The sequence below is a fragment of the Xenorhabdus sp. BG5 genome (assembly GCF_015163665.1).
Classification (GTDB): Bacteria; Pseudomonadota; Gammaproteobacteria; order Enterobacterales; family Enterobacteriaceae; genus Xenorhabdus.
Genome location: NZ_JADEUG010000033.1, coordinates 1 through 18430, shown reverse-complemented (window position 1 = coordinate 18430; position 18430 = coordinate 1). Strand labels below are relative to the sequence as shown.

The window sequence follows — 18430 nt, the reverse complement described above, 5'->3', positions numbered from 1 at the left end:
CAAAAAAATTAATACATCGGGTTGAGCTGTAAAGGTGGCTCTTGTAACAGCCGGACTTGTTCAGAAAAAAGACTCACTTGCTTATGCCAAAAATCACTATCAGCCATCCACGGAAACGCTTTTGGAAAAGCCGGATCTTGCCAGCGACGAGCAACCCAGGCTAAATAATAGACCATTCGCATCGCACGCAGAGGCTCTATTAATGCCAATGTTTTGGGATCAAATGCCATAAACTGACCATATGACTCAAGCAAGATATCCAACTGGATCAACCGTTCTTGCCGTGAGCCATTAAGCAACATCCACAAATCCTGAATAGCGGGACCATTGCGGGCATCATCAAGATCCACAAACCATGCTTCATCACGCCACAAGATATTACCAGCATGGCAATCACCATGCAGCCGCAATACTTGCCAGTTATCATGCCATTGGCTTGCGACTGCCTGATTCAATTCATCTAGTGCAGCCAGAAAATTCTGTTTATGTCGGGCGGAAATGAGTTCACATTCGGCTAAATATTGATACGGCTGATATAAATATTCATTCAGATTAAGGGTAGGACGAGCAGAAAATGATTTTTTTGCCCCAACTTGATGCATTCTTCCCAGCAATCGCCCTACGTCTTCCAATTGGTCAAAACTATCTGATTCATACTGACGCCCTCCCACACTGGGAAAAATGGCAAAAAAGAAACCGCCATAATTCAGCACTGTCTGCCCACTAAACATTAACGGGGCTGCCACGGGCAAATCGGCCTGCTGCAATTCATGGGCAAGATCATGTTCCTCCTGAATTTGCTGCTGGCTCCAGCGCAGGGGGCGATAAAATTTCACAACATAGCGTTTGCGGTTCTCATCCATAAACTGATACACCCGATTTTCATAGCTATTCAGTTCGGTCAAACCAGAATCAAGGTACAGGCCAGACTGCCCCAGTGCATCCATGATTAAATCTGGCGTAATATTTTGGAAATTAAAAGCCTTCGGTTCTGTCACAACACAGTTCTCTCTTCATCAATCTTTAATAATGCCCCGGGCACGCAACAACGCTGTTTTAAAATCTTCTTCATAATCTTTCTTTAACCCAGGGATTTCTGCACGGCTATCCGTACCACGCATTTTCAGGTGATAAATCAGAATATCATCCGTTAATTCAGATAACTGCCCTGTGAATCCCGCTTCATCAGCCAGTTTTTGCAAAAGCGCCAGCAGATTTAAATCCGGTTCATTCTTCCATACTGGATGTAAAAGTTCGATAACTTCATTGAGGCGGTGATAGGTCATTTCTAGTTCCTTATAAATCACGATACAAATTAGCAGGGTTAATGGCTTTGAGAAAGCATTGGTCTGTCAAGGAGCGTAAAGTTATACTGCCACCTCAAGCAGCATGGTTAGATATTGATTCACAATTGAAAGACAAAGGGTATACCAAACATTAAATATTTCATTGCCCAATATCAGGTGATTTAACATGACGCATCCAAAAATCAGTGGCGCAATTCTGGCTGGAGGATTATCCACCCGCATGGGAGGAAACGACAAAGGATTGCTGCAATTTAACAATGCACCACTATATCAACACATTGCCACAAGATTGCAGCCGCAGGTTCATGAACTGTTGATTAATGCCAATCGCAATCTGGGGATTTATCATCAGAGTGGCTATCCCATCATACCGGATATCATTGCCGATTTTTCCGGGCCATTGGCAGGTATGTTGGCGGTTTTAAAAAACGCCATCCACGAGTGGGTGGTATTTGTCCCTTGCGATGTCCCCAATTTCCCTGAAAACCTGGTCACAAAACTGTGGCACTACAAACAAGACGCTTGGGCTGCTTATGCACATGATTGCGAACGCGCGCATCCGACCTTGGTATTAATGCACCGCAGTCTAATTCCTCGTCTGGAAAGCTATCTCGCTTTGGGAGACAGGAAACTGATGTTCTTTATGCAGATGATTAAGGCAAAGGCGGTCTATTTTCCCAATCCTAATGCGTTCACCAACTTAAATACACCCGAAGAATGCCATCACTGGAAATACCATCATTGGGAACACTTTCAGGAGACGGCATGAACCACAGCGTCAACGACATAAAACTGCCCATTTTGGGTATCACGGCTTATAGTGGAACCGGAAAAACAACGCTCTTGAAGCAAGTTATTCCACTGTTACGCCAGCAACATATCCGTGTTGGGCTGATTAAACATACTCATCACAATATGGATGTCGATAAACCAGGTAAAGATAGCTACGAGCTACGCAAAGCAGGAGCTGCACAAACGTTGGTTGCCAGCCAGCAACGCTGGGCTTTGATGACGGAAACCCCAGAGTTGCCGGAACTGGATCTTGGCTATCTTGCCAGCCGATTTGATGCAAATTCGCTGGATCTGATTTTGGTTGAAGGATTCAAACATGAACCCATCCCCAAAATCGTGCTTTATCGAGATGGTCTGAACCAGGCCGTTGATGAGATCCTCGATCCCTATGTAATAGCAATTGCCAGCGATATTGCGCTGGCAACACCACTTCCACAGCTTGATATCAATCGGCCAGAACAAGTGGCAGCATTTATTGCCGCATGGTTACATCAATAACCGTGGTTATACCAATAAGAAATATTTCCTGTCACTCTATCTGTTATTCTGTTTTGCCTTATTTCCCTTCCGGCATCAAACCAATAAACGTCGTTTTTTTGCGGGGTTCAGTCATCAATGCTTCCAATTTTTCGACACAACGCAAGTAATGAGGCGTTTTCTTATGCGCTGCAACGGCCTCTTCACTGGCATAGGCTTCATAGATATAAAAGCGGGTTGGGATATTCTCATCACGCAATACATCGAACCGTAAATTACCCGACTCTTTCACAGAGCCAAGGTGATTATCCCGAAATACTTCGATAAATTCGTCTATCTTGTCGGCTTTAACATTAATTTCCACTAATGTAACGTGCATATTATTCCCCCCTGGCTTTTTCACTCAGGAAAAGCTCATAAGCCTGAGCAGGTTTCTCATTATGATGCACTACGGCCTGCACAGCTTTCAGCATCGCAACAGGGGCTTCCGACTGGAAGATATTGCGTCCCATATCCACACCAGACGCCCCCTGATCAATCGCCTGATAGCACATATTTAACGCCTCCAGTTCCGGCAATTTCTTACCACCTGCAATCACAATCGGCACTGGACAGCCCGCCACAACCCGCTCAAAGCCGCTTTCGACATAGTAGGTTTTGATGATGTTCGCCCCCATTTCAGCTGCAATGCGAGTCGCCAGCGAGAAATAACGCTGATCACGCACCATATCTTTACCAACACCTGTCACCGCCATTGTTGGCATACCATAACGTGTCCCCTGATCCACCAGCTTGATAATGTTCTTGATGGATTGGTGTTCGTATTCTGAACCGATATAGACCTGTGCTGCAACCGCACAGACGTTAAGGCGCAGTGCATCTTCCATCGCCACGGCAACAGCTTCATTGGAGAGTTCAGTCAGAATCGAGTTAGCTCCAGACGCACGCAGGACTACAGGTTTATTGGTTGCAGGCGGAACCTGACTGCGCAGGATACCGCGGGTACACATCAACACATCGGTATGTTCAAACAACGGGGCGATATTGATATCAATACGTTCCAAGCCTGTCGTTGGGCCCTGAAAATAACCGTGGTCAAATGCCAGCATCACCGTTTTATTGGTGGTGGGATTGAAAATCCGTGACAAACGGGACTGCATCCCCCAATCCAACGCACCACAGCCTTTCAGTTCAAACAGCGTGTTCTGTTGCGGTGTATTAATGCCAAAATCTTTACCATCTTTGATATCATCTAAATCTGCCATTTCTCCCTCCAGAAAGGTGTCAGGGGCTGTATACCAGCCCCATGAATTAGAAATCGTACTGATTGATATTGTCTTTGGTGAAAATTACCCGCTCCGGCATGACAACAATGCCATTGCCTTTCGCTTCATAACGGTATCCCTGTACACTGTTGGGTGAGATTTCAACACTGCCAATACCAGGAATATTCAATTTATCTCCCACACTCAGTTCGCCTTTTTGCAATATCTCATTGGTAACATGAATGGCGATCTTGCCCTGCTTGACCACATCCCACAAAGCGAACTGTTTGACCGTACCATTTTCAACATAAGGACGCATGACATTCGGGGTACTGAACCCAACAATAGCAACATCTTGACGCTTCAAATTTTCTGCTGCCTGAGCCGCCGCAGGCAGAGCGTTGGCATCTGGGGCAATAATCGCATCCAAGTCTCCCCACGCTTTCAAAATGCCTTCCGCCGTCTGCAAAGATTTGGTGGCATCGTTATAGCCAAATCGGGTGGTAACAATTTCCCAATTCGGATGTTCCTCTGCAATTTTCGCCTTAGCCTCTTTCACCCATTGGTTCTGATCCGTCACTGTCGGACTGGAATAGAAAAATGCTACTTTCGCTTTTTCTTTCTTCACCTGATTTGCGGCCATATCCACCAAAATCCCGCCCAACTGTTTTGGTGTTCCTTGATTGATATAGATAGAGCGGCATTCTGGCGCAGTATCGGAATCCCACGTCAATACTTTGACACCACGCTTCATAGCGCGTTTCAAAGCTGGGCACAATCCATCTGGTGACACGGCTGAAACCACTATCGCATCATAGCCTTGGTTAACAAAACTATTAATAAGCTGCACCTGTCCCGCAACACTCGGCTCTGTCGGACCATCGTAAGTGACTTCAATACCCAGCTCCTTGCCTGCTTCTACCGCACCTTGCCCACCACTGGTAAAGAACCCAACGCCAACCAATTTAGGGATAAATGCAATCTTTTCTGCCGCCTGAGCCCAGGAAACACATCCCAGACTTAATGCAGCAGCCAAAGCCAGCTTTTTCATTGTTGGTGCTTTCATGCCTATCTCCATTTATTTTTATTTCAAGATCGTCTTTCATGTTTCAGAAATATGTTGTTGTGAAACAGAAGCCCTTCGACGTTGCCACCAATCACAGATTTGATGGCGATGCAGCGAAGCGGACCGTCCTATCACCGCTGCAATCAGCAAGGCACCAGACAACGCACTGGATATCTGGTTAGGAATTCCCACCATCTGCAATCCTTGCTGCAAATAACCCACCAGCAAAACCGCCAGTGCCGTCCCCATAATCGAGCCAGATCCACCGTAAATATTGGCCCCTCCCAGCACTACAGCAGTAATAGCGGGCATCAGGAAAGAACTTCCCAAATCGGAACGCGCCGAACCAAAATAAGAAACCAAAATAATCGCCGCCACTGCCGAAGCCAGTCCGGTCAAAGCGTATAACAAACATAAAATTCGATTTACGGGGATAGCACTGTAACGAGCAACACAGTTACTCTGCCCGATAAGAAAAACATTACGGCCACGGTGGGTGCGATGCATAAATAGCCAGAACACCAATACAAAAAGGATAAAGATGACCAAAGGAACAGGCAGGTTGAGCAGTGTCAGGTTAGCAAGATCAGTAAATGTATCAGGAAACCCCCCAATGCCTTCATATCCCGTCGCGCCAGATAATCCCGACAGCAATAAAGCACTACCACCAAACAGGTACATTGTGCCGAGGGTAATTACCAACGGATTTACACCCGTATAGAAAATCAGGGCAGCATTAATCAGGCCACACAGTCCCCCGACAAGTAAAGTTAAAGGAATTGCCACAATCATCGGTAAACCAGCTTGGTACATGACACCCAATGCAATAGCACATAAGCCGATAATCGAACCAAAAGAGATATCAATACCACCACTGACAATCACCATCGTTAACGGCAACGCGATAATGCCGATGCAAATAAAATCGCTGGTACTGAACAACAGCACGTTAATATCCAGCATCCTTGGATTAACTATGCCAAACAGTAAAATTTCCGCCACCAACAACACCAAAAGCGCCGTTTCCCAACCATAACGTTGCCCATAGCGTTGTACCCTATTCATTATGGCCTCCCGTTTCTTGCGGTATGTTTGTTTATTGGTTCAAGGAAACGGGCGTAACGTTGCTGGCGTAAATTCTTGCCAACAACATTGCGTAAACGCCCATCCAGCACTAACACCACCAACAGGACAAGGCCAGCAATAAAATCATTCCACCAGGCCGATAACTTGAGTAATACCAGCACACTATCAATTTGCGTCAGAAAATATGCCCCGAAGATCGCCCCAATGACGGTTCCTACTCCCCCCAGCAAACTTATTCCACCTAATACACAGGCAGCGATGGCTTTCATCTCCAGTCCATCCCCCGTTTGATTTGGAATAAAGCCAATCTGTGCCACAAACACAATACCTGCCAATGCTGCCATCACGCCATTTACGGTAAATGCAGTGATGCGAATGCCATTGACGGGAGCACCAAGCTGACGAGCGCCTTGCAGGTTATCACCCGTGGCATAAAACCCACGGCCAAACTCAGTCTTCTTTAACATTAACGCCATCGACAGAATCAATAACATCAATAACCAGCCGATTGGTGAAACACCAAATAGCATGGGTCTGGTGAGCTCTTTAACCCCAGCAGGCAAACCTTCTATCCATTTACCACCAGTTAACAACAGCATTAATCCACGGTATAAACAGAGTGTGCCCAACGTGGCAACAATCGCCGGAATTTTCAACCACGCAACCAACACACCATTAATAAACCCTGCCATCATTCCAATCAGCAACGTAATTAAACAGGCAACCGCCAACGGAAGCCCTGTATTAAGCAACATTCCTAACACTACAGCACATAACCCAGTAGTCGAACCAACAGACACATCAATATTGCGCGTCAACATTACCAACGTGGCACCCATTGCTAATAAAATAAGGATTTGGGCATTACCGAAGATCATAGTGACAGTTTGGAGGCTGAAAGCACTGCGATCGAGGCTCCCTAGCAAAGCAAACAGCCCCAAAATAGCGATCAATGCTGTGGCTTCTCGGTTATTCTGGATTAATTTCAATATGACGTTCCCCAAAAGAAAGGTGCATAATCTCGTCCACATTCACGTGCTCTTTATCAAGCTGTCCACAAAGCTCACCGTGATGCATGACCATCACGCGATCAGCCAACCGAACAATTTCATCAAGATCAGAAGAAATCAGGAGAATCGCCACCTGCTGGCTGGCGATTTTGCGAATAAGCTGATAGATATCATTACGCGCCCCAACATCAACACCACGCGTTGGTTCATCAATGATCAACACGGTAGGCTTGGCTTCCAAACATTTAGCAATCAGGATCTTTTGCTGATTACCGCCAGATAGCGTACGTACAGACTGATCTACATTGTGGAATCGAATATTGAGCGCTTGGCGATATCGTTCCAATACTCCGACATCATGGGTGGAACGCGTCCAGAAAGTACTTCGGCTGTGCGTTAGCGAACAAACATTCCAACTCAAAAAGGCGTCCAGAAATAATCCAGAAGCCTGCCGATCTTCAGGCAGATAAACCAATCCATGCTGCAAACGTTCTGCTGTATTGAGTTTATTGATGACTTGTTGTCGGAAACGAATCTCACCACTCGCTATCGGGCGTAATCCATATAGTGTTTCCGCCAATTCCGTACGACCTGCTCCCACAACACCAGATAAACCAACAATTTCCCCCGCCCGTAGCATCAGAGAGATATCACGGAACCCTTCTCCACACAGAGAGGTTACTTCCAAAACGGGGATTTCTGACATGTTATCCGATACATTACCGCTAGCTTTCAAGCTCAATTTTTGATTATCGGCCAACGCAATTGATTTTACCGTGGGTATAATCGCCTGAATTATTGCTTCCGTTGTAAAGCGCTCAATCTCACCGCTAAGAGCGATGCCCCCATCTCGTATCACACTGACATAATTCGCAATCTCACGAATTTCAGGTAATTTGTGGGAAATGAAGATAATCCCCACCTGTCGCTGCTGTAATTCCCGTATTCGCGCAAACAAACGTTCGGTTTCTGCGGGAGTCAACGCGGCAGTTGGCTCATCCAGAATCAAAATGCGAGAATTACGCATCAAACCACGCATAATCTCCACCAACTGCTGATCTGCTACATTCAAACCACCGGCTGGCATCTTCAAGTCAATTTGGCAATCAAGCTGAAGCAGTAATTCATGCATTCGACTTGTACTGGCTTGATATTTTGGCAAACGAAACAGGATATTTTCCTGAACGGAAAGATTGGGAAATAACAAAGGTTCTTGTGGGACCAGATAAATGCCCAGTTGATGCGCTTTCGCTGGTGTCAGATAACTGACAGTAACACCATCCACAACCAAGGTTCCGGCATCCGGTTGTTCAATACCAGCAAGGATTTTCATCAAAGTTGATTTACCAGCACCATTTCCACCTAATAATGCATGAACCTGCCCTGACATCAGAAAGAAATCAATCTGCTTCAACACCACCAAGCCAGAAAACTGCTTACTGATCCCACGAGCAACTAAAAGCGGAGCACTGTTAGTCGGGTTCAGGCAAAACGGATCATTGGTATTAGTGGCAGTATTGCTCTGTGACATTACATACCTCATGGCCTTTTGGGTTTGCGCTTCTGACACCGATGCGAAATTGAACATTTATTTATTTTAAATACATTTGTTCAAGACTCTAATGTAAAACTTAAGAATTTTTCAATAATTAGATCACATTTTGTGAAAAAATTAGATCTACATTAAAATATGTTCAAATTTTGCGATAAGCCTCTAGTACATTAGAGATATTTATGCTTATTCTTTCCTCGTGGATAAAGAAGTTATTATGTCGATCAAATCAACCAAGAAACAATCAGTCTCAGAGAGAAGCGTATTATCCGAGGAAATTGACTATTCAAGCTACAACTATCCGGGAAACAGCATGAGTGAAGAAGAACTGATGGCCCGCATTGCCTGGTTTTACTATCACGATGGTCTGACGCAAGGAGACATCGGTGAATTACTCGGCCTCAGTCGCCTGAAAGTCTCCCGTCTGTTAGAGAAAGGACGGCAGTCTGGCGTGATCCGCGTTCATATCAATTCACGCTATGAAGGGTGTTTGGAGTTGGAAAATGCTTTGCAAAAACGCTTTAATCTCAAACAGGTTCGCGTATTACCTACCCTTGATGGCATGAATCTGAATGCCCGTCTTGGTATCGGAGCCGCTCATCTGTTAATGACGCTGATTGAACCTCACCAGCTATTAGCGATTGGATTTGGTGAAACGCCGATGTGTACTTTGCAGTATCTGAGCGGTTTTATCTCATCCCAGCAAATTCGGTTGGTGACGCTGTCAGGCGGTGTTGGCCCTTATATGACGGGTATCGGCCAGCTTGATGCAGCTTGTCCTGTCAGCATCATTCCGGCACCACTGAGAGCCTCTACCCAGCAAGTCGCGGCAACATTTTGCGAAGAACGCAGTGTACGGGACGTGATTTTGGCAGCTTGTGCGGCCGATACCGCTATCGTCGGGATCGGCGCCATCAAACAGAAGCAAAATGCAACTATCATGCGTTCCGGCTATATCAGCGATGGTGAACAATTGATGTTTGGCCGCAAAGGTGCTATCGGCGACATTCTTGGTTACTTCTTCAATATGGAAGGTGAACTGGTAAGCGATATTGATATCCATCAGGAACTGATCGGTATCTCATTGCCAGAAATGAAAACCATCCCGAACGTGATTGGTGTGGCAGGTGGCATCGAAAAAGCAGACGCTATCGTTGCTGCACTGAAAGGCGGTTACATTAACTCACTGGTGACAGAAGAACAGACCGCGAAAGCTATGCTAATTTGATCGACGAATAATCTCTATCCATCTCCTGTGCCATATCGAATAAAAAGAAGATAACAACAGACGAGGATAGTATTATGAATCAACGCGCTCATGCTCACCCATCAAGGAAGTATTTGATGGCGCTTGATGCAGGAACTGGCAGTATCCGTGCAGTTATATTTGATCTCGAAGGGAATCAGGTTTCCGTTGGACAAGCTGAATGGATACACCATCCTGTGGCGAATGTTGCGGGTTCAATGGAATTTGATCTGAAAAATAACTGGCAACTAGCCTGCCAATGCATTCGGCAGGCTCTACAAAAAGCGGAATTGCCCGCCAATGCAATTCAAGGCGTTGCCGCCTGTTCAATGCGGGAAGGGATTGTCCTTTATAATCGTGACGGCGATCCTATCTGGGCATGTGCCAACGTAGATGCCCGTTCCAGTCATGAAGTCAGCGAGCTGAAAGCGCTTTACAATAATACCTTTGAATATGATGTCTACCGCTATTCCGGCCAAACATTGGCATTAGGAGCCATGCCACGCCTGCTTTGGCTAGCGCATCACCGTCCTGATATCTATCAACAAGCCAGTACCTTAACCATGATCAGCGATTGGCTGGCTTATATGCTAAGTAGCGAGCTGGCCGTTGATCCTTCTAACGCGGGCACAACAGGAATGCTGGATTTAGCCAGCCGCGATTGGCGCCCCAGCCTGTTGGAAATGGCGGGATTGCGCTCTGATATCCTCTCTCCTGTCAAAGAAACAGGCACTTTGCTCGGCTATATTACGGAAAAAGCCGCAGCAGAATGCGGCCTGAACAGCGGCACTCCCGTGATTATGGGCGGTGGTGATGTTCAACTCGGCTGCCTTGGCATTGGTGTCGTTAAACCCGCCCAAACCGCAGTACTCGGCGGAACATTCTGGCAGCAAGTCGTCAATCTGCCTGAACCCATCACCGATCCAAACATGAATATCCGCATCAACCCGCACGTTATCCCCGGCATGGCACAAGCAGAATCCATCAGTTTTTTCACCGGTCTCACCATGCGCTGGTTCCGCGATGCTTTTTGCGCAGAAGAAAAACTGCTGGCGGAACGACTGGGCGTTGATGCCTACAATCTGCTGGAAGATATGGCGGCAAGGGTTCCTGCCGGTGCCTATGGTGTCATGCCGATTTTCTCCGATGTCATGCGCTTTAAATCGTGGTATCACGCCGCCCCATCTTTCCTCAACCTCTCTCTTGATCCGGAGAAATGCAACAAGGCAACGCTATTTCGGGCGCTGGAAGAGAATGCCGCTATCGTCTCAGCCTGTAATCTCGATATGGTTTCAGCTTTCTCTGGTGTCCAGGCAGAATCGCTGGTCTTCGCAGGCGGTGGCTCAAAAGGCAAACTCTGGAGTCAAATTCTGTCTGACGTGACGGGACTGCCTGTTCGCGTGCCAGTGGTAAAAGAAGCAACGGCATTGGGTTGTGCCATTGCAGCAGGGGTTGGTGTTGGATTATATGATTCCATGCCCATAACAGGAGAAAGATTGGTACGTTGGGAGCAGGAATATCAACCGAATTTAAGTCACCGTGAGGTTTACCAAAAAGCGAAAAAAGACTGGCAGGCGGTATATGCAGACCAACTGCATCTGGTGGATAACGGGCTGACGACGTCATTGTGGAAGGCGCCGGGGTTGTGATTTTGATTGGCCTCTTTAACAATTAGAGGCCAATTTTGCTAAGCATATTCGATAAAAGTAACACTCTGAACTAGTAACATTTATCTCATAGTCACAAACTCTTCCGCTGCTGTCGGATGGATAGCAACAGTATTATCAAAATCCTTCTTCGTTGCCCCCATTTTCAGTGCAACCGCAAAACCTTGCAGTATTTCATCCATTCCAAAACCGATACCGTGGATGCCGACTATCTTCTCATTGTCTCCCACACAAACCAGCTTCATACGGCATGGCTGACGGTGCTGCGTCACTGCGGTGTACATTGCGGTAAATGACGATGTATAAACCTTCACCTGATCTTCGTCATACTGAGCCTTTGCCTGTGGCTCCGTCAAACCTACCGTGCCAATTGGCGGATGGCTAAATACCACTGTTGGTATATTGGTGTAATCCAGATGCTCATCAGGTTTGTTATTAAACAAACGCTCTGACAAACGACGCCCTGCTGCTATCGCAACGGGTGTCAATTCCACCGCGCCCGTGTTATCACCCACTGCATAAATACCGTTAACATTGGTATTCTGATATTTATCGACCTGGATATAGCCTTTTTCATTCAGCCCAACACCTGTTGCAGCCAGATTCAGCTTATCTGTCATTGGCTCACGCCCAATCGCCCAGATCAGCGTATCAACAACCTGCTCCCGACCATCCTGCAATTTAACAGTCAGGCTGCCATCACTATTTTTCATCACAGACTGTAATATTGCTTCTGTATGCAGTATTGGCCCTTCAGTTTTGATGACTTCTAACAGTGTTTCCACAATCATGGGATCAAAAGAACGCAGAGGTGCGTGCTTACGAACAAACAGATGTGTTTCGCTACCCAGTGCATTCAAAACACCCGCGATTTCAACAGCAATATAGCCAGCACCGACCACAGCAACACGCTCCGGCATTTCATTTAGTTCGAAGAAACCATCTGAATCAATACCATATTCCGCACCGGGAATATCTGGACATACCGGGCGACCCCCTGTTGCGATCAGGATATGGTCAGCCGTGATTTTTTCGCCATTAACCTCGACAGTATGTGCATCAACAAAACGGGCAACTCCCTGAATAACATCAACCTTATTGTTATTCAATACGCGTTCATATGACTGATGGATACGATCAATATAAGCAGTACGGCTGGCAATGAGTTTTTTCCAGTCAAAGTGATTGACGGTGGTATCAAAACCATAATCGGGGCCATATTGATGAATAGATTCCGCAACTTGAGCAGCGTGCCACATCACTTTCTTTGGTACACAGCCCACATTAACACATGTTCCACCTAATGCCTTTGCTTCAATCAGGGCACATTTTTGCCCATACATGGCTGCACGGTTAATGGAAGCAATGCCGCCACTGCCACCACCAATTGCAATATAATTGTAATGTTTACTCATCTTAGGTCACTTCCGTCTAATCAATTAAGTTACTGCTAAAGTTCAACCCAACGTCATTATTACAAATAAGTTATCATTGACGGTGGACGATTCTAGCTCTTATTGCCATAGGCTACGGCTATCGAGTCACAGTTTATTCAGAGGTAATCAATTGAACGATACCTTTAATAATGACGCCACGCTGAACTTTTATCTTATTCGGGGACAATCCACTCTACTGATGTATGTCCTGTACCTTCAGGAACCAGTACCTGATGCAACCACGGCAATACGGCCTTCATCTGTTGTTCTAATTTCCACGGTGGGTTAATAACGATCATACCTGATGCCGTCATGCCCCGTTGATCATTATCAGGGCGAACACCAAGTTCAATTTGTAAAATCTTACGAATACCAGCGGCTTCCAGCCCCTTCACCAGGCGTTTAATCTGCTGACGAAGAACAACGGGATACCACAGTGCATAAGTACCTGTAGCAAAGCGCTTATACCCTTCCTGAATACCCTGAACGACATTCTGATAATCCGATTTCAATTCATAAGGCGGATCAATCAGTACAAACCCACGACGACTTTTTGGTGGCAGCTTTGATTTTAATTGCTGGAAACCATCTTCCCGCAAGACACGGGCACGTCTGTCACGGGAGAATTCTGTACGTAACAGAGGAAAATCGCTGGGATGCAATTCACTCAGATTAAGCTCATCATGCTCCCGCAATAAGTGACGGGCAATTAGCGGAGAGCCTGGGTAATAACGTAAAGAACCTTGTGGATTCAGCGCTTTCACAACATCCATATACGCCGCCAATTCTTCGGGGATATCATCACGCTGCCAAATACGGGCAATACCTTCCAGATACTCTCCCGTACGCTCAGCATGTTCCCCACTCAAATGATAGCGACCTGCGCCAGAGTGAGTATCCAGATACAGGAAAGGTTTTTCTTTTACTTTAAGCGACTCAATAATCAGGCTTTGTACTACGTGCTTTAACACATCAGCGTGGTTGCCGGCATGGAAGCTGTGGCGATAACTTAACATTGGATTTAACCCCGAAAGCAAAATATTGATAACTTGCCTGATGCCCTACCAGACAACTAAAGGGGCATTATAGCCTCATTCTCAACAAAAAAGATAAATGCCTCTTTTTGCTCTCTTCGTTGTGAATCTAAGGGGGAGTTTTCAGGATAAAAGCAAGATCAGCGTATAAAATTTCAGATAAGTAATCTCAAAATCTTAGGAATAATTCATGATGTCGAAAACAGTGATCTTATCTGTATTGATTGTTTTCAATATGAGTATTGCCTATGCAAACTGGGGTAAAATGGGATGTGAGATTAAGAAAAAAACGTTGGAAAAACAACTCCAGTATGCTCAAGCAGATAAAGATAAGCGTCTAATAAAAGGATTAACTCGCACTTTGGAAAACATAAAGATTACATGTGCTCTGGAAGAATTTCTGCAAGAACAAAACAATAAGCCAGAAACCATAAAAGATAATGCGAAAAATAATACAACAAGGAATTTAACTGACAAAAATAATTCACCACGATTGAAACAGCCAAGAAGCAAAAGCCAGCCCCCTAAAAGCAACAAAATAGACATTAAGAAAAAATAGATAAAAAAGTACAGGCCATGTAAAAGCCATGGCCTGTACCCAATTCTGTATTGATCTTATACTTTATAGCCCTCTCCCTCTAGTTTGCTGCGCATTGGAGGGAAAAATATTGTAATAGATTTTATCACTCATAAGCGGTTCATTTTCAATTTTCACTGAAAGAATGGAATTATCTTTAGAAATAGCATAATGACTAAAATAATTTCCATCTCTTTCATAAGGATAATGAAAATTAGGCTTAATAAATTTTTTCATATAAGATTCATTAGGTGGATGATATTCATCTGAATAAATCACCTTCTGATCCCTGACAAAAATAATCTTATAAAAAAGGCTGGTTTCGTAATTAAATTTTGCCCCGATAATTTTTTCAATATCCTCCGGTGCTATGCCTTTGTCGATGATATACATTTTGTCCCATTCAAAAGGAATAATTTTATTCATATCAATCAAACAGGTTGTATTTCTCTGGCAATGCTTATCGGCGTAATCAATAATTCCTAATCTGCTGTTTCCAAAAGATAAAAATAAAATGATAACTCCCAGCATTAACGCGAAAATAATCATATTACTTTTGTTGACATTACGGAAAAACATCATTCCCCCCTTCATAATCAAATCTGATATGAGAAAACGGCCTTGGAATTTTAACCTTTAAAATCAAGTAATTAATATTATTCCTTATGAATTTTACAACTTCATTTTTATCGCCACATCTTGCATCACGGCACTGATAAACCCAGGCAAAAAACACGCCCTTCTGCCTTTCCAACAACAGCCTGATATTTTTAGAATTATGAAGGTACATCTTGAATTGTGGAGACAATTCAACATCACTTATTACTTATAAGCGATTGTTATACAATTGCTATTTGGTATCTTAAGTGCGGTTTACAAGATAAAAATAGATGCCTATTTCTAATCTTTAGCATCAAGAAAGTTATACAGGGACACTCTGGATGACTAAAAAGTATAGTAATTGTACCCGCGTTTTTTTTGATTTCAAATAGAAAAACATGGTAAGCAAATAATAAACCAGATAAATAGTTGCTAACGTGATTTTGTGATAGTTTTAGGACGATCACGCGTGTCTGATTTGTTATATTAAGAAATAATCAGAAAGAGAAAGGAAATATCGGTAATTTGTACATATCAGTGTACTTTTGCATTTACATACCTTACATGCCCTGTGGCAAAACGCAGATCTGTTGCCGGATACGGATCAACAAGCCTTGATCGTGGTGCCTGACGGTTAAAAGCTTGGACGACTGTCTGGTGCTTATTCCTGACAGCGATGACACCCGCACCATCCGGCAACAGAGCCAGCGCCAGCAAGCCCAGCTCAGTGAGATCAAGCTGAAGATGCGGGAACTGATTGGGGGAGTACAAAAGCCGCTAAGGGCAAGGATTGAGCCGCTCTTAAAAAGAAAAAAGCCGGAAAGATCAAAAAATTCCGGCCTGAGTATTAATCTAAAAAAATCATCCAATTAAATGTCATTAATACCATCTTGCTAATGGAGAATTTTCGCCTAAATTCTTCTCGATCAACTCGTTGGTAATAATTTTTTTATCAACCTGTCGGGGGCATTCACGGCCAGCAAACGCCCCAGCATATCGTAATGGTATGTCGTCGTGCCTTCCGGCGTATGCATGGCCGTCAGGCGGCCGGCGGCATCATATTCAAAACGCGTAATGTGGCCCAATGCATCGCGTTTTTCGATACAGTTGCCGTTGCCGTCATAGGCATAGTGCCACTGCGTCCCCGCATAGTCGGTTTCGGTGATCACCCACCCGTCCGCATCCAGCGTATAACGGTAACTTTCACCTTGTGGATTGATGACCTCAAGCAGTTGCAGGCTGTCCGGGTCATAACGGTACTGCCAGCGATGGCCTGCCCCGTCCACCCGCGCCACCGGTAAGTCAAACGGCCCGTACTCGATATACCATGGCACGCCACGGGCATCCGTCCATTCGGTCAGGTTACCGTGCCGGTCATGACGAAAACGCTCCAGACTGTTGTTCGGCCGATCGCTGAGCGCCACCCGGTGATGGCGATCGTATTCCCACAGCTATAAGGCTCCGCCCCCCGACGCCAGTCGCTGCAACCGGTCATGGCTGTCGTAGCCCAGCCGCAGGCTGCGGTTCTCTTCATCAAACAATTTGCTCAGGCGATGATGGTGGTCGTATTCCCATGTGCGTTTATGCCCTTCATCATCTTCAGCCGCGGTAACCAAACCGAATTCATTACGCGTCAGCGTGGTCTTGCGGCCATCGGGGGCAATAAAGCAGGCCGCATGGCCATTGTCATCGTATTGCTGCCACCAGACACGATCGAGGGGATCGGTCATGCTAATCAGGCGGTCAGTGTCATCATAGTGGTATTGCCAGGTTGCACCGGTAGCATCGGTCAATGCCGTCACCAGCCCGGTATCCGCCAGATAATCTAACGTCAGGGTTTGTCCTTCCGGTAAAATCTGGTGGCGCAGGTTACCCCATTCATCATATTCATAACGCGTGACATGACCGCACGGGGTTTCAACCTGGGTTACCTGTTGCTGGTCATTGTAATGCCAGGTGGTGGTGTGACCTTGTGGCGTTGTTGAGCGGGTGATGCCCGGCTCATAGGTCAGTTGCACCGGGTAGAACCCGCCACTGCCCACACTGTGAATACAGCGGCCCTGCGGGTCATAGGTATAACCGACCGCCGTCTGGTCGCCGTCCGACCAGCGGCTAATCAGTCCCTGTTCGTTATAGTCATAGAACAGGTGAAAGTGCTGGGTGCTGTCGGCTTCGGCCAACCGACTGTTCTCGTGATAGCCATAGCGGGCCATCACGTCATTCAGACCGTTATCCGTGCGGCGGATATCGGCCAGCAGGCCATCTTCACGGTAGCACAGCCTCAGTTCCGGCCCGTCGCTGTGGGTGACTTTGTCCAGTTGATGGGTGTCGTTATAGTGAAAACGCACCGTATTGCCATTGCGATCACGGTGTTCAGTGAGTAACCAGCGTTGTCCCGTCTTCACTTCTGTGCGTGCTAACCGGGTGAAGTATTTGCGCACCGGATTATTGCGCTCGCTCAGGACAAAACCCTGTTTTTGACGGCTCAGCGTAAATTCCGGGTGATCCGGGTTGATACTGTGGTCAACGCTCTGGGGCAGGGCGAAATGCAGGGAAGCGCCTTCCAGCGTCAGGATTTCTACTCGGTCGCCGATGGCGATAACGGCCTCGGAGAAGTTGTCCAGCCAGTTTTCGCCAAGCAGTCCCCGCAATCCCGGTGACCAGCTACGGGTAAAGGTCAGGGGTATCGTCTGCCCCAGTTCAAACTCGGTACGCTGGTCAAACAGGCTGCCGGTGGTCACGTCTATCGGGTCGCCCGTGAAGAATTTTTTGGTGGACTGAGTGAAACGTTTGACCCCTTTATTGGCTTTAAACGCGGCTTTGGCACAGCTCAGGGTTTTACCTCTCAGTACGTTACCGGCTTTTTTGGCCCCCAGCTTTGCACCGGCCAGCACCGCCTGCCGGCCGGTTTTGGTCAGCAGTTTACCCACGCCTTTGAGCAGCCCGCGTGTCGGCGGCACCAAAAATTCCACCGCTACCAGTAACGCCCGTTGCCAGCCGGAGAACTCTTCTTCAATCTCAAGGTAAGTCCCCTGACCGGAGCCGATAAAGACCTTGCTCGCGCCGCCTTTGATGGTCGCCCCACAGACCAGCTTGTCGCCGACCCGCGCCGCAGGCTGACCGTTGATAAACACGGATTCACTGCCCTGGGCTATCAGGGGCGGTGCCGGGTGTTTGCTGCATGCCGCCATATCTAGGGTGGCTCGTGCCGCAGGTTTTCCTTCAATGATGACGTTACTGGAACCACGACTCAACACCCCGTCCGGTGAACCGAAGCTGTCGATAAAATCCGTGACGGCCGAGCTGGCTGCTGCG

General features: G+C 46.3%; 19 protein-coding genes. 5 read left to right on the top strand and 14 right to left on the bottom strand.

Annotated features, from left to right (window positions below):
- Window positions 1-8: 8 nt before the first annotated feature.
- Both IQ209_RS14870 and IQ209_RS14865 read right to left on the bottom strand, forming a co-directional pair.
- Window positions 9-998, bottom strand: coding sequence for a serine/threonine protein kinase (locus tag IQ209_RS14870; protein ID WP_193852027.1), 990 nt, complete (start codon window positions 996-998; stop codon window positions 9-11).
- Window positions 999-1016: 18 nt separating this feature from the next.
- Window positions 1017-1286 carry a YihD family protein gene (locus IQ209_RS14865; RefSeq protein WP_193852026.1) on the bottom strand — a complete coding sequence of 90 codons (270 nt, stop codon included), beginning with the start codon at window positions 1284-1286 and terminating at the stop codon, window positions 1017-1019.
- 187 nt (window positions 1287-1473) lie between these two features.
- Here IQ209_RS14865 and mobA point away from each other — a divergent pair, with 187 nt between their 5' ends.
- Both mobA and mobB read left to right on the top strand, forming a co-directional pair.
- Entirely contained in the window at window positions 1474-2076 is a 603-nt protein-coding gene (gene mobA / locus IQ209_RS14860) for a molybdenum cofactor guanylyltransferase MobA (RefSeq protein WP_193852025.1), read from the top strand.
- On the top strand, window positions 2073-2597 hold the full coding sequence (gene mobB, locus IQ209_RS14855; RefSeq protein ID WP_193852024.1) for a molybdopterin-guanine dinucleotide biosynthesis protein MobB: 525 nt from the start codon (window positions 2073-2075) through the stop codon (window positions 2595-2597). The genes mobA and mobB overlap by 4 nt, the downstream gene beginning before the upstream one ends.
- A 58-nt stretch (window positions 2598-2655) precedes the next feature.
- Here the strand turns inward: mobB and lsrG are convergent, their stop codons facing one another.
- Genes lsrG through lsrA form a run of 6 tightly spaced genes read right to left on the bottom strand, consistent with a single transcriptional unit; the run spans window position 2656 to window position 8534 of the window.
- A complete protein-coding gene (gene lsrG / locus IQ209_RS14850) occupies window positions 2656-2955 on the bottom strand; it encodes a (4S)-4-hydroxy-5-phosphonooxypentane-2,3-dione isomerase (RefSeq protein WP_193852023.1) in 300 nt (99 codons plus the stop codon).
- 1 nt (window position 2956) lies between these two features.
- Complete coding sequence (gene lsrF, locus IQ209_RS14845) at window positions 2957-3841, bottom strand: 3-hydroxy-5-phosphonooxypentane-2,4-dione thiolase (RefSeq protein ID WP_193852022.1); 885 nt, start codon at window positions 3839-3841, stop codon at window positions 2957-2959.
- 46 nt (window positions 3842-3887) lie between these two features.
- Window positions 3888-4907: an autoinducer 2 ABC transporter substrate-binding protein LsrB gene (gene lsrB / locus IQ209_RS14840; protein WP_193852021.1), complete on the bottom strand. Its 1020-nt coding sequence runs from the start codon at window positions 4905-4907 to the stop codon at window positions 3888-3890.
- 36 nt (window positions 4908-4943) lie between these two features.
- Window positions 4944-5972, bottom strand: coding sequence for an autoinducer 2 ABC transporter permease LsrD (lsrD, locus tag IQ209_RS14835; RefSeq protein ID WP_193852020.1), 1029 nt, complete (start codon window positions 5970-5972; stop codon window positions 4944-4946).
- Window positions 5972-6985: an autoinducer 2 ABC transporter permease LsrC gene (gene lsrC, locus IQ209_RS14830; protein ID WP_193852047.1), complete on the bottom strand. Its 1014-nt coding sequence runs from the start codon at window positions 6983-6985 to the stop codon at window positions 5972-5974. Before lsrC ends, lsrD begins: the two co-directional genes overlap by 1 nt.
- Window positions 6963-8534 carry an autoinducer 2 ABC transporter ATP-binding protein LsrA gene (lsrA, locus tag IQ209_RS14825; protein WP_193852019.1) on the bottom strand — a complete coding sequence of 524 codons (1572 nt, stop codon included), beginning with the start codon at window positions 8532-8534 and terminating at the stop codon, window positions 6963-6965. Before lsrA ends, lsrC begins: the two co-directional genes overlap by 23 nt.
- A 238-nt stretch (window positions 8535-8772) precedes the next feature.
- Here lsrA and lsrR point away from each other — a divergent pair, with 238 nt between their 5' ends.
- Together lsrR and lsrK are read left to right on the top strand one after the other, a co-directional pair.
- A complete protein-coding gene (gene lsrR, locus IQ209_RS14820; RefSeq protein WP_193852018.1) occupies window positions 8773-9783 on the top strand; it encodes a transcriptional regulator LsrR in 1011 nt (336 codons plus the stop codon).
- A gap of 74 nt (window positions 9784-9857) precedes the next feature.
- The gene (lsrK, locus tag IQ209_RS14815; protein WP_193852017.1) at window positions 9858-11450 is read left to right on the top strand and encodes an autoinducer-2 kinase; all 1593 of its coding nucleotides are present in this window, start codon (window positions 9858-9860) and stop codon (window positions 11448-11450) included.
- A gap of 80 nt (window positions 11451-11530) precedes the next feature.
- On the opposite strand, the gene gorA is transcribed toward lsrK, so the two are convergent.
- Both gorA and IQ209_RS14805 read right to left on the bottom strand, forming a co-directional pair.
- Window positions 11531-12883, bottom strand: a complete 1353-nt coding sequence (gene gorA, locus IQ209_RS14810; RefSeq protein ID WP_193852016.1) for a glutathione-disulfide reductase — start codon at window positions 12881-12883, stop codon at window positions 11531-11533.
- A 194-nt stretch (window positions 12884-13077) separates the two neighbouring features.
- Window positions 13078-13920 carry a 23S rRNA (adenine(2030)-N(6))-methyltransferase RlmJ gene (locus IQ209_RS14805; RefSeq protein WP_193852015.1) on the bottom strand — a complete coding sequence of 281 codons (843 nt, stop codon included), beginning with the start codon at window positions 13918-13920 and terminating at the stop codon, window positions 13078-13080.
- A gap of 208 nt (window positions 13921-14128) precedes the next feature.
- Here IQ209_RS14805 and IQ209_RS14800 point away from each other — a divergent pair, with 208 nt between their 5' ends.
- Window positions 14129-14497 carry a DUF1090 family protein gene (locus tag IQ209_RS14800; RefSeq protein ID WP_193852014.1) on the top strand — a complete coding sequence of 123 codons (369 nt, stop codon included), beginning with the start codon at window positions 14129-14131 and terminating at the stop codon, window positions 14495-14497.
- A 63-nt stretch (window positions 14498-14560) separates the two neighbouring features.
- Here IQ209_RS14800 and IQ209_RS14795 read toward each other — a convergent pair whose 3' ends face one another.
- The 4 genes from IQ209_RS14795 to IQ209_RS14785 form a co-directional block, all read right to left on the bottom strand.
- Window positions 14561-15097, bottom strand: coding sequence for a hypothetical protein (locus tag IQ209_RS14795; RefSeq protein WP_228005902.1), 537 nt, complete (start codon window positions 15095-15097; stop codon window positions 14561-14563).
- A 552-nt stretch (window positions 15098-15649) separates the two neighbouring features.
- Window positions 15650-15886, bottom strand: a complete 237-nt coding sequence (locus IQ209_RS14790) for a hypothetical protein (RefSeq protein WP_193852012.1) — start codon at window positions 15884-15886, stop codon at window positions 15650-15652.
- Window positions 15887-16041: 155 nt separating this feature from the next.
- The gene (locus IQ209_RS18390; RefSeq protein WP_339378890.1) at window positions 16042-16539 is read right to left on the bottom strand and encodes a hypothetical protein; all 498 of its coding nucleotides are present in this window, start codon (window positions 16537-16539) and stop codon (window positions 16042-16044) included.
- A 27-nt stretch (window positions 16540-16566) separates the two neighbouring features.
- The coding region (locus tag IQ209_RS14785; RefSeq protein ID WP_228005901.1) for a PAAR domain-containing protein at window positions 16567-18430 on the bottom strand (1864 nt) is incomplete at its 5' end.